This window comes from Bacillus sp. YKCMOAS1, from assembly GCF_030268125.1.
In the GTDB taxonomy this organism is placed as follows: Bacteria; Bacillota; Bacilli; order Bacillales; family Bacillaceae; genus Bacillus; species Bacillus safensis.
Map to the genome: position 1 here is coordinate 657,785 of NZ_BSEI01000001.1, position 15,413 is coordinate 673,197.

Genomic DNA, 15,413 nt, shown 5'->3' on the forward strand with positions numbered 1-15,413 from the left:
AGTGCTTTCATTGAGTAAAAAAACCGTACTTGTCATTGCTGACTTAGGAGGATGCCCGCCCCATATGTTTTATGAAAGCGTGGCGGCATCTTATCATATCGTTTCTTATATCCCTAGACCCTTTGCCATTACAAAGGGTCACGCTGAACTAATAGAAAAATACTCCATTGCCGTCATCAAAGACCGCGATTATTTTGAGACACACCCTTCTTTTGAACACCCTGATTCTATTTACTGGGCACATGATGATTATTTGAAATCAGAGGAAGAGGTGGTGGATGACCTAGTCCGTGTGGCTTCCTTTTTCAAAGCTGATGCCATCACCACCAATAATGAATTATTTATTGCACCAATGGCAAAAGCCGCCGAGCGGCTGGGGCTGCGCGGCGCTGGGGTAAAGGCAGCTGAAATGGCGCGTGATAAAAGCCAAATGAGAGCTGCATTCAACGCTGCGGGTGTCAAAGCGGTGAAAACTCAGCCTGTCACCACTTTAGCTGATTTCCAGCAAGCTATTGAACATATCGGAACACCGCTTATTTTAAAGCCTACATATTTAGCAAGCTCGATTGGCGTGACCCTTTTTCATGACAGAGCGGGCAGTGATGATCTCTTTTTAAACGTACAATCCTACTTGCAAACCATTCCCGTCCCAAACGCTGTGACATTTGAAGCACCATTTGTCGCTGAAACGTACTTAGAGGGTGCTTACGAGGATTGGTATCAAGAGGATGGCTATTCTGATTATGTCAGTGTAGAAGGATTAGTCGTAGAGGGAGAATATATCCCTTTTGTCATACATGACAAGACCCCTCAAATCGGTTTTACAGAAACGGCTCATATTACTCCCTCGATACTAGACAATGAAGCCCAGCAAATCATCATTGAGGCAGCAAAGAAGGCAAATGAAGGGCTGGGCCTTGAAAACTGTGCGACCCATACAGAGATCAAGCTCATGAAAAATCGAGAAACGGGACTGATCGAATCCGCAGCTAGATTTGCTGGCTGGAATATGATTCCGAATATCAAAAAAGTGTTTGGGGTGGATATGGCCAAGTTGCTGATCGATGTATTAGTCGATGGAAAAAAAGCGGAGCTGCCAAAAGAGCTGCTTTCTGGACATACGCATTATATAGCAGACTGCCATTTGTACCCTCAGCATTTCAAAGAAAGCGGGCACATACCGGCAGATGCCACACATATCACCATTGATCATGTCCATATTCCGCAGGATGCTTTAGTTGGAGATACTGTGATCATCAGTGAAACCGTCCCATCTAAAGGCACCTTTGTGGATCTCTCTTTATTCGAAGCCTTTAATGGCATCGTGTCGCTTGAATTAAAAGGGTCATCCTCACAGGATGTTGCCGCATCCATCCGCAACTTACAGAAGCAAGCTGCCATTCAGTTAATGGATGAATTAGTGAAGGGATAGAAAGAGAGGGTAATGTGGTGAAGATCTTACCATCTAACGTGATTGAACGGCTGCCAGAACAGAAATTTGGAACCGTCTTTGAGAAAATTGCACATAAAGCACAAAACGGGGCGAACATCATAAACCTTGGGCAGGGAAATCCTGATCTTCCGACTCCTGCACATATCGTAAGCGCCCTTCAAGAGGCAGCAGGCACTTTGCAATTTCAGCAGTATGCACCTTTTAGAGGCTTCGACTTTTTCAAGCAAGCCATTGCAGATTTCTACAAAAAGGAGTTCGGCACTGAGATAGACCCACAGAAAGAAGTGGCCCTTTTCAATGGGGGGAAAACAGGCCTTTATGTCATGAGTCAGTGTCTGCTTGACCCCGGGGACATTGCCCTCGTCCCCGATCCAGGATACCCAGAATATCATTCTGGGATCTTGATGGCAGACGCAAAGCCCTACTGCATCAAACTTGAATCGAAAAATGGCTATTTGCCGAATCTCTCTTCAATTGATCCGGAGGTGCTCAAAAAGGCAAAGGTTCTTTTCTTAAATTATCCGAATAACCCAACAGGTGCTGTGGCAAATGATGCATTTTTTGAAGAGGCTGCTGATTTCGCATCGGCTCACGGACTACATGTCATTCATGATTTTGCCTATGGTTCATTTCATTATGAGCAAAAACCAGTAAGCTTTCTGAATGCTCCTCTTGGAAAAAGTGTAGGAGTAGAATTATATTCTCTATCCAAAACATTTAATATGGCAGGGTGGAGAGTCGCTTTTTCTGTAGGTAATGAGGACATCATCCAAGCAATTAACGCCTTCCAAGATCATGTGTTTGTCAGTATGTATGGAGGATTTCAACAAGCCGCAACCGTCGCCTTACAAAGTGATGACCGTCACATTCAATCATTAAAAGAGGTCTACCTTGAACGAATTCACTTCTTCATCCGTCAGGCAGAAAAGCAGCTAGGATGGTCCATCGAACATCCAGCTAGCGCCTTTTATTTATGGGCTCCAATCCCTGATGAGTTTGAACATTCTCATGCATTTGCAGACTATTTACTCGAACATACTGATGTCGTTGTCACGCCTGGGGGTGTGTTTGGAGCACATGGAAAACGTCATGTCCGCATCTCAATGGTTGCTCCAATAGAACAGCTTGCCCTGTTTATCGACCGGCTTCGCATTCTTCCGATTCGCTTTAATCAAAAAAACCGCATATAGCGGTTTTTTTGATGCTATATACTTTTCATCGCTCCACCATCGACAGATATTTGTTGTCCTGTAAGATAGGAAGCTTCCTCTGATGCGATAAAAGCGGCCAATGAAGCCATTTCACTCGCTGAGCCCACTCGTTGCATTGGAATTCCTGACGCTACAGCCTGTACAGCTTCTTCCCGCGATAATGCCTGTTTACGCATCATGTTTCCGATAAATTGTTCATACCGATCTGTAGCAATAAATCCCGGGTTTAAACAATTCACTGTGATCCCTGAAGATGCAAGCTGTGTGGCAGCATTTTTACTAGCATTGATAATCGCTGCATTCATCATACTGTTCGTAAACATTTGGTCACCGGGTTCCTTCCATAGGTTCCCGACAATTTGAATGATCCGGCCATACTCATGTCGTTTCATCATCTCTGCTGCACGCTTCATCGTATCAATGTACGCAATGGCTTTTTGAGAAAATGCTGCCATCATCTGCTCGCTCTCACACGAATCAAAGGTATCTGGCTTTCCCCCCGGAATGTTATTAATCAACACATCCAGTCTGCCAAACTCTTTTTCTATTTCCGTAAAAGCCTCAGCCCTCACCCCTTCATCTGACATGTCGCCACAGAAAAGAGCCACCGGCTCCTTTGTTTCTGCCATACGCCCAATGTGCTGCTGCGCTTCTTCTAGTGAGGATTGATTTCTAGAATTGATGATGACCTTTACATGGTCTTGAGCGGCAAGCTTTATGGCAATGGCCTTTCCAATTCCTGTACTTGCTCCTGTTACAAATGCAATTCTTTTAGACAAAATCATCCACATCCCTTTTCTTATCGGTTTCGTACATATACATAAAATGACACATATAGAATGTATTTCAACAAAAAAAGACCTTTCTCCTGCGAAAGGCCCCTCGTTCTCTATTTAAATGTCGTTTCCCAATCAAACCCGATCATTTCGTCATTCCAGGCAATTCGCTTTTCATCTGGGTTTTTCGGGTCATACGATTCTGTTGTGAAATACACAATTTGCAGCGGCGTCTCACCTAATACACGGTAGCCATGTGCGACACCCTTTGGGATGAGAAGCAGCATCGGATTGTCTTCTCCCATATAATACACATCGGTTTGCCCCTTTGTGGGAGAGTCCTCACGCAAATCATATAACACGACCTGTGCATGACCTGCGGGGAAGAACCAAACGTCGTCTTGTTTTTCATGATAATGAAAGGCTTTGATCACGCCTGGAAAGCTTTTCGACCATGACGCCTGCCCAAAGCGTTTCAGCATCGGTTCATCATCTCGAATGAGCTCTGCAAAAAAGCCGCGGTCATCACAATGTTTCATGAGTTTTTTCGTTTCAACACCATCAATCATGCTGATGCCATCTCCCTTCTTTCTGCAAGTATTCGTGAAGTGCATCCTTCCAATGCCTCGGCTGCCAGCCTGTGGCTTCAATCGCTTGAAGATCTAAGACAGAATAGGCCGGGCGTGGCGTTTGGAAGCCGTACTCTTCCGTGGTAATAGGCTCAATTGTGGCGGACAAGCCGCTTTTCATCACAATTTCTGACGCAAAATCAAACCAGGAACAGCTTTCTCGGTTACTGACATGGTACACGCCTGCCTTCTGATCAAACAAATGAATCAGAGCCTCAGCTACATCCTTTGTATAAGTAGGAGACCCTATTTGATCGTTCACAATGCGTAAATGATCCTTCGTTTCAGCGAGCCGAAGAATGGTATTCACAAAGTTATGCCCCTCATGTCCGTAAAGCCACGAGGTACGAATGATTTTCACTTCGTCTGATACAAGCTGAATCAATTCCTCACCAAGCTTTTTACTCTTTCCATAAATGGTTTGAGGATCTGCTTGTGCATCGACTTGGTAAGGGGTGTCCGCCTGCCCGTCAAACACATAATCTGTACTGACATGTAACACATCAGCCCCTGCGCGCTTTGCTTCTAATGTTGTATAGTAGGCGCCAATACCATTCACAAGATACGCCTTTTCGGTTTCTGTTTCACATTGATCAACAGATGTATAGGCTGCTGCACTGACAACAATATCAGGCTGATAGTGTCTCATCGCATGCCTGACTGCTTGCTGGTCTGCGATATTGAGCATGTTCCTCGTTAAGGCAATGACGGTCATGTCTTTTTCCTTGAGCTGCCTGCTCAATTCTTTCCCTAATTGGCCGCCTGCACCGGTGATTAAAACTTTCATCCGTCACCCTTCTTCGCTCTGATCGTATTTGGCTCGATACCAATTGATCGTTTTTTCGATACCTTCTTCAAATGACGTCTCCTGCGTCCAGCCGAGCTCGCCTTTTAGCTTACTGGCATCAATGGCATACCGTCTGTCATGTCCTTTTCGATCTTGAATAAACACAATTTGATCATGACTGATTCCGAGCTGCGATAAAATCGTTTTGGTCAAATCGAGATTTGTTTTCTCATTGCCGCCGCCAATATTGTATACCTGCCCCGCTGTGCCATTTTCTAGCACCTGCTTCACAGCTCTCGCATGGTCCTCTACATACAGCCAATCGCGAATTTGCTGACCGTCTCCATAAATTGGGATGTTTTCTCCATTGACTGCTTTTCTAATAATGGTCGGGATTAATTTTTCCTCATGCTGATACGGTCCGTAATTGTTGCTGCATCGTGTAATCATCGCGGGTAATTGGTGAGTGTGGATATAGGATTTCACAAGCAGGTCTGAACTCGCCTTGCTTGCTGAATAAGGATTATTCGGTGAAAGTGGTGTTTGTTCTGTGAAAGCAGGATCATCTGGCTCCAAATCTCCATATACTTCGTCTGTTGAAATATGAATGAGCTTTTTCGCTTTTCCTTTTAAGACCGCTTCAAGCATACGATACGTTCCGAGGACATTTGTTTGAATAAAAGGCTCTGCTGATTCAATGCTGCGATCAACATGCGATTCTGCCGCAAAATGAATGATGGCATCATAGACTTCGTCAAATGCTTGATCCAGCTCATGCTGAAGGGTGATATCCCCTTGAATAAAACGAAAATGAGACAACTTTAATAATTCATCCATCTCCTCTGGATGGCTGGCATACGTTAATTTATCAAAAACGGTGAGCCGGACATCTGCATCCTGAAGCAGCAACTTCACAAAATTCAGTCCGATAAAACCCGCTCCGCCTGTAATTAAATAAGACTTCGTCATTCGGATCCCTCTTTTTTCTTCATCGTTTCAAACATTTTCGCAGATGCTTGGTGGAGAGATTCATGTGTTCCTGCATCAATCCACCACCCTTTTAACATATCATAGGTCAGCTGACTATTTGAGATATACAGATTGTTCACGTCTGTAATCTCTAATTCGCCTCGATCTGACGGTGAGATTCTCTCAATATATTGAAAGACTTCCTGGTCATAAAAATAGATGCCCGTAACGCAGTAAGATGAGCGCGGATACTCCGGTTTTTCCTCTATTGATAAAATCCGTTGGCGCGTGGCATCAATTTCTGCAATGCCAAACCGCTTTGGATCTGCCACTTCTTTCAACAAAACCTTGGCTCCTCTTTCTTGCTGCTGAAAGGCTTCAACAAAAGGGTTTAGTGAATCCTCAAATACATTATCACCAAGCATCAGCACAAACTTCTCCCCTTCTACAAAGGGCTTTGCATAGGATAAACCGTCTGATATACCAGACGCTTCAGGCTGTACCTGATATACGATGTTCAACCCCAGTTCCTGATCGCTTTCAAGCAGCTTTTGAAACAGCGGGATTTGTTCTTCTTGTGATATGACCATCACATCTAAAATCCCTGCTTCCTTCAATTTGAACAATGACCAATAAATCATTGGATATGGACCAACCGGCAATAAATGTTTATTGAAAATCTTCGTTAAAGGCGCCAGTCGTGATCCCTTTCCTCCTGCTAAAATAACTCCCTTCACATCTACACATCCTTATGTTCTTTTTGGTGATGATTCATGAGGTGTATAAGAATGTTTTTCACTCGTTCAGTTCCTTTTCCATCTATGAGTGTCCGTCCATTGAGATGAATGCTCCTGCGGAGAAAATAGCTGCCGGACAGTCTTTCCACAGCACGCCGAATATCTTTTTCATCCACAAGTTCACCTAATCCAAGATGGTGACAGGCTCCCTTTTGCGCAAAACGAGCGGCTGTCACTGCTTGGTGGTCTACTTGTGAAAGGACAATGCTGGGCACTCCGATACAAACTGCCTCGTATAACGTCATCCCGCCAGCCACTATTGCCAGATCGGCTTCCGAGAGACGCGCAGGTAATTGATCTGTATGACGAATGAATTGAATATGCTCAGCCTCTATTTGTTCTTCAATGCGGGAGGCTTTTCCTGTAACTGCTAAAATGTGTAGGTGATCAGCTTCGAGAAGTGCTGATACAGCCTTTGATAACAATCCGCGTGGGTCACTGCCTCCAAGGCTGATGACCACCTTTTTGCATTCTTTTCGAACCTCGTATGTGTCTTTTAATCGGCTTATCTCTTGATCTAACAATAAATAAGGTGTTCCATCAAAATATGCTGTCCCATCTACTTGCATGTGCTTTTCGTCCAGACCGCCATAAATGCCGTTCACGACAGCATCGGCAAGCTGACAGGCTTCTGCTCTATTTTCTTCGAATAAAACTAGCTTTGCAGAGCCGGAGGACGCTTTGATCGATCGAAGAAATTGGAGGTCACAATCAAGTACATCAATCAGCAAAAGATCAGGATTCAGCTCTTTTATGTCCTTTTCCATCTGAAGGAATGCCTTCGACTCCTGCACCAAATGAACGTGCCAATTTGGACCTGAGATCATTTCTACACAGATCTGTTCATTTGTATAGAAATATAAGTCGTTTCCTTCTTGAAGCAGTTGATTTGCCAGCCGTTTCATTCTGACAACATGCCCCATTCCTCTTAAAAACCCGCCATACACAACAATCATGATTTTCTTGTTCATTCAGCATCCTTCTGTTTCACAAATTGATTCAATCGAACAATATCAGGATCTTGTTCGCAAATGGTGATGAGTTCAGCCGTAGGCACATTAATGGATCCGCCAGCTCTCTCTAGTAAACGGGTCGCAAACTCATAATCTTCTTCTGTATCAATCGTGAATCGATAAGCAGGATATGCAAGTTCTTTGGGCGGTGTGAATAATTGCAGATGAAATTGCTCAGGATGCTTTCTGATATAGAGCGTGACATGCTCACGCTCTGGCTGCGTAAGGGGAAAATTGTCGATTTCACTTAAAATCTGTGCGTCGATCATTTCCCCGGAAATACCGAGTGGTGTGCCAGTCGTATACGTGTAATCAGCCTTCTCTTGTCTATGTTTTTCAAGCATTTTCGACAAAAGGGCCGGATCTATAAATGGGTTATCTCCTGTTAAACGCACAATGATTTGCGGTTCAAAATGACGGACAATCTGTGCAAATCGCTGCAATACATCTGTCTCACTGCCACGAAATACTTTATATCCCTTTGAGAGACAATAATGAGCCAGCAGATCATCTTCTGCCTCAATTGTTGTGGCGATCATGAGGTTCTGCGTTTTGTGATTGTAATGATCTGATTGCTTTACTCGTTCAACAATCAGGTCGATCAGCGCCATACCGCCGATCGGTTTCATCACCTTTTTGGGCAGCCTTGTTGAGCCCATTCTCGCCTGTATGACAAAGAGGACATCATTAATCATTTGGCGTCTCCTGCGTGAGTACATCTTTCCACGAAACCCCTGTATGGGCTGGGATATCTCTGACAGCCTTTGCGCCAAGTAAAATAGACATATACCGCGGATGCAGACCTTGGCTTTTTTGGCCTGGACGTAACACGGCTAGATTTTCTGCGGTCAATGCCTCGCCCTTCGCAATGCCTTTTGTCGTAAAAATGCCTCGATACGCAAATTCACGAATCTTGCCTTCAATAGCTGTTGTCGTTTTATAAGAACTGCCAAGGAGCTCTTCTGGCACTGAATGAGTGTCAGCTTCTTTTAGATGCCGCTGCTTTTCTGCCGCTCGAATATGCTGAACCATTTCCTTCAATTCATCAGGATCAAGAGCAAAGGAATGATCAGCCCCAGGTAACGTTTTATCTACTGTAAAATGCTTTTCAATGATTGCTGCACCAAGCTTCACAGCGGCCACTGGCGCATCAGTCGGATGCTCACTATGATCAGAAAAGCCAATGACTGCATCGGGAAATGCCGCAGCTAATGTTTGAAGCACTCGCAGGTTCGTGTAAGCTCTAGGTGCTGGATACTTTGCTACGCAATGCATGATAGCGACCTGCTGATTTTGTTCGCTTGTAATCGCCTCATATGCTTCATGGACATCTGAAATGGTTGCCCCGGCTGTTGAGAAAATAATGGGCTTTTGAAAAGATGCCGTGTGACGCATAAGCGGCAAATGATTGATTTCATAGGATGCTAGTTTGAAAGCCGGCGGATCAGTCTGATTCAACAGATCCGCAGATTCTTCGTCACACACTGTGCTTAAAAAAATCAGCCCTTTTTCCGCGCAGCGTGACAATAACACCGGGAGCCATTCTGGCGGCAGCTCCATTTTTTCTACTAAAGAAAAAATGGACACCTCTTCTCCCTTGGCTGTTTCATACAAACCCGGTTCCTTTTGATACATCCGATCAGCTTGAAACATTTGAAACTTCACCGCATCGGCACCTGCTTCTTTTGCCACATCAATTAAAGCAAGTGCCTGATCCAGCTTTCCATCATGGTTAATGCCTGCCTCTGCAATGATAAAGACAGGCGCACCATCCCCCACTTTGCGATCTCCGATATAGAAATGCGCCATCTTACCTCTCTCCTTTTTTCGGCCACACATGGTAATACAAGAAGGCATTTTTTGTTCTAAAGCCCAGCTTTTCGTAAAGCTGAATCGCGGTTGTGTTATGCATTTGAGTACCGGCAGACATAAACCGGTGCCCTCTCTCATACGAGGCTTTTATCATCGCCATAACCAGCTTTTTTCCGATCCCTTTTCCTTGTACATCCGGTCTAATGGACAATAAATCAAGCACTAGTTCATCGCCCTTTGTTACACCTTGAATCAATCCAATGACTTCACCGTTCACCTTTGCCGCGAGATTGATATCTGCACGTCCGAGTAGATTGTTTCTCATCCATTCCTGAAAGAAATGCTGGACGACATTCTGATCTAGAAAAGCATCAAGTGCATACCGGCTTTTCCCAAAAGCCTGATGAGCAAGTGACACCGCCTCATCGTATTCCTTTTCATCCGGAAGACTGATGACCACATCTTCACCTGTTGATGTTATTTCCATTTGAACAGGGGGCGCCTCAAGACGAGTGAGACCGCCTACATAGTACACATGTGCCAGCCTTTGGACGATGCGGTTTTTTTCAAGATCAGACGCTTCAAGACGTAAAAAGAAAAAATCGCATTTTTCTGTTCTCATCCAATTGATGAAACGCTCCATCAATTCTTGAAAAGCTGACGCTGACTCCGCTTCTATAAACTTCACATGAAAAATATGCTGATCAAAAATGCCGCTTTCCCATTTTGACCATTCATATAACAGGACCGCTTTGAGCTGGGCGCCATTAACAAGAGCAAACTGCTTGAAGGCGTTCATTTGTTCCGCTTGTTGGCCGTATTTCTCCAGCCAAGCCGCCAGCACCTGATCATCGATGGAATGAACGACCTTCATGATGATGCCTTCTGTTCTTTTAAAATAGACAACACCGCTGTGATAACATCCTGCACATCTTCATCTGTCATACTCGGATAGAGCGGCAGTGAGAGCGTCTGCTTGTAGTATGCGAGTGACTTAGGGAAATCCTCTGGTGAATAGTGATACGTTTGTTGATAGTATGGGTGCAAGTGAACAGGGATAAAGTGAACACTCGTGCCGATTTTATATTCCGTTTGCAGCTGATCAATCAGTTCATCACGCGTGATGAATGCTTCTTTTGGATTTACTTGCAGTACATACAAATGCCATGCATGTCTTCCTTCCTGATGCACAGGCGGCAGAATCAGGCCCGCTTCTTTTTGAAAAGCCTGATTGTATGCTTTCGCAATCTGTTCTCTCCGTACCTGCATGTCATCTAGTCGGCTTAGCTGAACAAGCCCTAACGATGCCTGCACGTCAAACATATTCATTTTATAACCAGGTTCCTCGACCTCGTAATACCACGTTCCTTTTTCTCCATAACGATTCCACGCTCCCTTACTCATCCCATGGAGCGCTAGTCGTCTAATTCGATCCGCAAGCGCATCATCATTTGTTGTCAGCATGCCGCCTTCACCAGTCGCTAGGTTTTTCGTTGCATAAAAGCTAAAAGCGGTCGCATCACCAATCGATCCAACGGGCTGACCATGGTACGTTGTGTAAAGAGCATGGGCAGCATCTTCAAGTACAAATAGATCATACTTTTTGGCAATCGCTAGAATCCGGTCCATATCGCACGATTGACCAGCAAAGTGAACAGGGACAATTGCTTTTGTATGTGGTGTTATGGCCGCTTCTATTTTCTCTGCATCCAGATTGAGTGTTGCTGGATCAATATCGACAAATACAGGCGCTGCTCCCGTATGGATGATTGTATTTGCTGTTGCGCAGAATGTCAGAGGTGTTGTAATCACCTCATCCCCAGCCCCAATCCCTCTTGCCTTTAACGCTAAAAATAAAGCAGCCGTACATGAATTGACTGCGATCGCATGTTTTGCACCGGTCAGCTGCTGAAATTCTTCTTCAAACTGTCTTACTTTTGGTCCAGTTGACAGCCAGCCGGACTTTAATGTTCCGATGACTTCATCGATTTCTTCCTGCTCAATGAAAGGCAGAGCATAAGGAAGAAATTGTGCTCTCTTTTTTCCCATATCGCATGCACACCCCTATCTTCATCTCTGAAAATCCACACCAGTTTTTGTTTTGAGCAGAGAAAGCAGAACATCGGTAGATCGCGCATGAGGATAGTGTTGTTTAATGAACTGAGCTCCTTGCTGCTTTGCCAGCTTCATCTCTTGTTCATCCGACAAAATACGAATGGCTTTCTCAGCTAGTTCAACAGGGTTTTCCATATGATAGCTGCCAAGCGACTCGTAATATGGGTATCTTCTGCCTTCTGTCATTTTCCCGATCAGCACACTCTTTTCAAAAAGCATGGCTTCAAGACCAACTGTTGATGTGAGCGTAATCACGATATCCACATATGGCAGCAGGTCATACAGGTCAATTTCTTTTTTAATCAATTTCACATGATTTCCCGCTCGTTCAATAGACACATAGTCGTTTAATCGATTTCGAGCAATTTCCCAAGGATGCGGCTTCATGACCAGCTGAATGTCTTTCCGTTTGGCAATCGTTTTAAGAACATCACCATAGAAGGCTTCAGAAAACGGCTGCGTTGCCACAAGCACGGTCTTTTTAGCCGGACTGAAGTTCAATTTACGAAAAATAAGATCCTGTTGAAGCGGTGTTCGCTCCTTCACCAAATCAAACCTCGGATGACCTGTGATTTCCACCTGTTCCGGCTGACAGCCTTTGTCTACATACCAGTCCTTTTCATACTTTCCAAACACCCCATGGCAAGTCGTGAAAATCGGTAAAAAGGCTTCGTCTCCCATAAGCGCGCCGTGCTGAAGACAGATACTCGTCAGCTGGCGTTTCACTGTTTGCAAAGCGAGTACGCGGCTGTAAGCATCCTCCGTCGTTCCAACAATGACAGCTGTAATCGGCTGCATTTGAAACAGCACTTCTATCTGGTCAATGACATCAATAAATTGCACAATGTCCTTCCGCAATTTTTCTCTAAAAAAGACATTGCCAAAGACAGGGTGGTGAGCGTAAGGTTTAAGGAGAGCATTTGCTTTTTCAATATATTCAGCGTGGGCTTCTTTATTAACCTCTCCGGTTAATTCCGGCTTACTGATAACAGGTATTCCGAAATAATCTGCCTTCTTCCAGCGAGCGAGCACCACCGTTTGGTTTGGATGGAACCGCTTGTAATTTTGTTCAGTAAAACGCAGGTGTTCAAAGTGAAGCAATACCTTTCCATTCGCCGGACGATAAGCGATACGCTTGATCTGCTGCTTATGCTGATCAAAAAATGGCTGAATCTCTTCCGGTAATGGACAATCGGTTGTCAGTTCTTGACCAAATGCTTCATCTTCCATGCGTTCCCTCACTTCAGGACTGATATATTGATAAAAATTGCTGATCAACCCAAGAGGAATTTCCTTGTAGGACAAATCTTTCATCAGATTCACATACTCAAAGTACACCTGCCAATAATGATGAATATAGTGCGACATTTCAGGTCACCTCCCATATTTTTGTTTTAATATGCTGCGGAGATCCCAGCAGGTAGACTGCTCGGGAAGTGCTTGAATAAAGGCACTTTTCTCTTCTGCTGCCAGTTGATAATGAATCGACTGTTCTGTGATGTAATTTGTATCTAATATTTCATCAAAGGGATAAAACGGATAAAAATGATTTAGCCGAAAAAAGAAACGGGCATCCCCTATTCGATAAAAATGCGGACTCTCGTCCCAGTAGGACCCAAATTCATCATGAATTTTTGATAAGATGGATGCACGATGCACGACAGAGCAATGATCTATAGCGCAGGGAGCATTCCATTGCACTGTTTGCGCCGGCCGAATCATTTCCTTCACTGGCTCTTTTTTGCTATTTAAATAGATAACTTTAGAACTAGAATAGACAATATCTTTACCTGGATGGGCATCTAGATAATGAGTGAGCTTCTCTAAACGGTCCGGGGCGTAGACATTGTCATCTGTGGCATAGGAAATATACTCGCCCTTTGCCAGTTCTAATGCTTGATTAATCAGCACGGCGTAGCGAGTTTTCGCTGTTCTCTCTTCCAATGTTTTGACACCGCTTTGGATAAAGTGAACGCGGGGATCTTTGCGAAACGGTTCAATAGCAGCAAGGGTTTTTTCGTTTGATCCATCATCCATGATAAAAAGTTCAAAGTCTGACAGCGTCTGCTGCAGGACCGCTTCAATCGATCTGCCGACGTAAGCCGCCTTGTTGTAGCTCGTCATAATGACAGTTACTTTTGTCAAAATTATCACCTCGGTCTCTTTCAAACTATGTTTATCATATGTGTCTCCTCTGAAAGAGACTGTAGAGTGACCTATTTTTTATAAAATTGGATTTTTTTAATGATCTTTCTTTGAAAAACGCGAAATTTTTGGTAATATAAGTAATCATTTATGTGTATTAAAGGAGTAAAGAACATTGGAAGCTATGAAGAATGATCACTCCCAAGAAGAGGAAGTAAAAGGATTTTTTCGATTTTTTAAAATTTTCGTCGCGACAAAAACGATTATTCGCTCATATCGACATTCCAATATTCCAATTTGGCTGATGATGCTCCTTGCAAGTTTCGCCGGTACAGGCTGGATCTACGAAGGGTATTTTAGCGAGTATATGGGCAATCATATTCCATTCCCTTTTATTCTGTTACAAGGAGCGGGATATGGTATTTTGGCAGGCAATATGATTCTATTTTTCGGTGCCCTCATCATCAAATGGTTAGGGCGTCTCTTTTTCGGCTGTCAAACGGCGTATCGAGATATACTCAAGGCCTGCACACTGACAGTCTTTTTCCCTTCTGCTTTATTTGCACTTACTTGGATTTCCACTGTTGGGATGCTCGGTCCGTATACGTTTGTTAAAATCACACCATATTTAGATCAGCATTATGAAGTATGGTATTATATCGATCTTTTGACTCTTACGGATGTATATGCAAAGACGTGGATATTTGGAATGGCTGTTTTAGGCATTGTCGCTGTGATGAAACTCAGATTATGGCAAGCCTTCATCATTGTGATCACACCGCCCGCCGCGTTTTTTCTCATCGTGACACTTTTATTTGATGTCCAGCACGCTGTAAACTGGATCATGTAAAAAGGACGAGTACCGATAGAATACGAAGATTTTTCTCCACTTTAGGAACTGTAGAGCAGTTCCTTTTTTTCGTTCAATGTACATATTCTCCCCTCCTGTCTCATAGTGTGAAAGAGAGAAAGAATGCTATGGAAACAACAGGCGCCTAAACGCCTTCTGTTTAGAACACCATGAGGAAAGAGGAGGAACGTTATGAAATTGAAAAATCAATTTGGGCAAGGTTCGGGTTTCGAAGGTCAAGATTTCCGCCAGCAACAATATGGAGCAAATCCGTATCCTGCGCAGCAGATGGGTTATTCAGTCCCTCCCCAAACGCAGGGTCAAATGCAAGGTCAAATGCAGCAGGGGTTTTCACCAATGCCGTCTACCGGCACTTCACAAGGAGGCCAAGGAACGCAAGGCGGCGGTCAGCCATATCAAATTCCCTCTGGACCGATCTATCAGCAAAATGTCACCGGACAGCTGCCTATTGAGCAGTCCTATATTGAAAATATTTTACGATTGAACCGCGGCAAGGTAGCCACGATTTATATGACATTTGAGGCGAGTAAGGAATGGAATTCGAAGATTTTTAGAGGCGTCATTGAAGCTGCAGGACGTGACCACATTATCATTAGTGATAACAAAACAGGAACACGATACTTACTATTAACAATCTATCTTGATTACATTACGTTTGATGGAGAAATTCAGTACGACTATCCATATTCGATGTCAACATATTCTCCGAGATAACGTCATACATGGCAAAAGCAAGGCACAGGTGCCCTTGCTTTTTTCTTTTGTCTAGGTTTTTGTCACACCGCTGGGGCGCGGCTCATAAGATGCCTAGTAGTTTTTATCAAAAGCCTAGAGG

Annotated in this window: 16 protein-coding genes; 4 read left to right on the forward strand and 12 right to left on the reverse strand. The window is 44.0% G+C overall.

The window, feature by feature from the left end:
* The first annotated feature begins 10 nt into the window (after nucleotides 1–10).
* Nucleotides 11–1,432, forward strand: coding sequence for an alanine--anticapsin ligase (gene bacD, locus QSJ46_RS03400; protein WP_212039596.1), 1,422 nt, complete (start codon nucleotides 11–13; stop codon nucleotides 1,430–1,432).
* Nucleotides 1,433–1,449: 17 nt separating this feature from the next.
* On the forward strand, nucleotides 1,450–2,643 hold the full coding sequence (locus tag QSJ46_RS03405) for an aminotransferase class I/II-fold pyridoxal phosphate-dependent enzyme (RefSeq protein WP_285604278.1): 1,194 nt from the start codon (nucleotides 1,450–1,452) through the stop codon (nucleotides 2,641–2,643).
* A 14-nt stretch (nucleotides 2,644–2,657) separates the two neighbouring features.
* Here the strand turns inward: QSJ46_RS03405 and QSJ46_RS03410 are convergent, their stop codons facing one another.
* The 12 genes from QSJ46_RS03410 to QSJ46_RS03465 form a co-directional block, all read right to left on the reverse strand.
* Complete coding sequence (locus QSJ46_RS03410) at nucleotides 2,658–3,449, reverse strand: SDR family oxidoreductase (protein ID WP_285604279.1); 792 nt, start codon at nucleotides 3,447–3,449, stop codon at nucleotides 2,658–2,660.
* 104 nt (nucleotides 3,450–3,553) lie between these two features.
* Nucleotides 3,554–4,009 (reverse strand): dTDP-4-dehydrorhamnose 3,5-epimerase family protein, encoded by a 456-nt coding sequence (locus tag QSJ46_RS03415; protein ID WP_047203631.1) that lies wholly within the window; start codon nucleotides 4,007–4,009, stop codon nucleotides 3,554–3,556.
* Nucleotides 4,002–4,856, reverse strand: coding sequence for a dTDP-4-dehydrorhamnose reductase (rfbD, locus tag QSJ46_RS03420; RefSeq protein WP_285604280.1), 855 nt, complete (start codon nucleotides 4,854–4,856; stop codon nucleotides 4,002–4,004). The genes QSJ46_RS03415 and rfbD overlap by 8 nt, the downstream gene beginning before the upstream one ends.
* 3 nt (nucleotides 4,857–4,859) lie before the next feature.
* On the reverse strand, nucleotides 4,860–5,825 hold the full coding sequence (rfbB, locus tag QSJ46_RS03425; RefSeq protein WP_285604281.1) for a dTDP-glucose 4,6-dehydratase: 966 nt from the start codon (nucleotides 5,823–5,825) through the stop codon (nucleotides 4,860–4,862).
* Nucleotides 5,822–6,562 (reverse strand): sugar phosphate nucleotidyltransferase, encoded by a 741-nt coding sequence (locus QSJ46_RS03430; protein WP_224929772.1) that lies wholly within the window; start codon nucleotides 6,560–6,562, stop codon nucleotides 5,822–5,824. Before QSJ46_RS03430 ends, rfbB begins: the two co-directional genes overlap by 4 nt.
* A 2-nt stretch (nucleotides 6,563–6,564) precedes the next feature.
* Nucleotides 6,565–7,593 carry a PseG/SpsG family protein gene (locus QSJ46_RS03435; protein ID WP_285604282.1) on the reverse strand — a complete coding sequence of 343 codons (1,029 nt, stop codon included), beginning with the start codon at nucleotides 7,591–7,593 and terminating at the stop codon, nucleotides 6,565–6,567.
* A complete protein-coding gene (locus tag QSJ46_RS03440) occupies nucleotides 7,590–8,330 on the reverse strand; it encodes a cytidylyltransferase domain-containing protein (RefSeq protein WP_252049901.1) in 741 nt (246 codons plus the stop codon). The genes QSJ46_RS03435 and QSJ46_RS03440 overlap by 4 nt, the downstream gene beginning before the upstream one ends.
* Nucleotides 8,323–9,444: an N-acetylneuraminate synthase family protein gene (locus QSJ46_RS03445; RefSeq protein ID WP_107162893.1), complete on the reverse strand. Its 1,122-nt coding sequence runs from the start codon at nucleotides 9,442–9,444 to the stop codon at nucleotides 8,323–8,325. Before QSJ46_RS03445 ends, QSJ46_RS03440 begins: the two co-directional genes overlap by 8 nt.
* A 1-nt stretch (nucleotide 9,445) precedes the next feature.
* Nucleotides 9,446–10,321, reverse strand: a complete 876-nt coding sequence (locus tag QSJ46_RS03450; protein ID WP_285604283.1) for a GNAT family N-acetyltransferase — start codon at nucleotides 10,319–10,321, stop codon at nucleotides 9,446–9,448.
* On the reverse strand, nucleotides 10,318–11,496 hold the full coding sequence (locus tag QSJ46_RS03455; RefSeq protein WP_212039589.1) for a DegT/DnrJ/EryC1/StrS family aminotransferase: 1,179 nt from the start codon (nucleotides 11,494–11,496) through the stop codon (nucleotides 10,318–10,320). The genes QSJ46_RS03450 and QSJ46_RS03455 overlap by 4 nt, the downstream gene beginning before the upstream one ends.
* Nucleotides 11,497–11,517: 21 nt before the next feature.
* A complete protein-coding gene (locus QSJ46_RS03460) occupies nucleotides 11,518–12,930 on the reverse strand; it encodes a capsular polysaccharide export protein, LipB/KpsS family (protein ID WP_285604284.1) in 1,413 nt (470 codons plus the stop codon).
* 6 nt (nucleotides 12,931–12,936) lie between these two features.
* Nucleotides 12,937–13,707, reverse strand: a complete 771-nt coding sequence (locus QSJ46_RS03465) for a glycosyltransferase family 2 protein (protein WP_047203670.1) — start codon at nucleotides 13,705–13,707, stop codon at nucleotides 12,937–12,939.
* 184 nt (nucleotides 13,708–13,891) lie between these two features.
* Here QSJ46_RS03465 and QSJ46_RS03470 point away from each other — a divergent pair, with 184 nt between their 5' ends.
* Both QSJ46_RS03470 and gerQ read left to right on the forward strand, forming a co-directional pair.
* Nucleotides 13,892–14,557, forward strand: a complete 666-nt coding sequence (locus QSJ46_RS03470; protein WP_224929978.1) for a YIP1 family protein — start codon at nucleotides 13,892–13,894, stop codon at nucleotides 14,555–14,557.
* Nucleotides 14,558–14,749: 192 nt separating this feature from the next.
* Nucleotides 14,750–15,292 (forward strand): spore coat protein GerQ, encoded by a 543-nt coding sequence (gerQ, locus tag QSJ46_RS03475; RefSeq protein ID WP_034660388.1) that lies wholly within the window; start codon nucleotides 14,750–14,752, stop codon nucleotides 15,290–15,292.
* The last annotated feature ends 121 nt before the right edge of the window (nucleotides 15,293–15,413 follow it).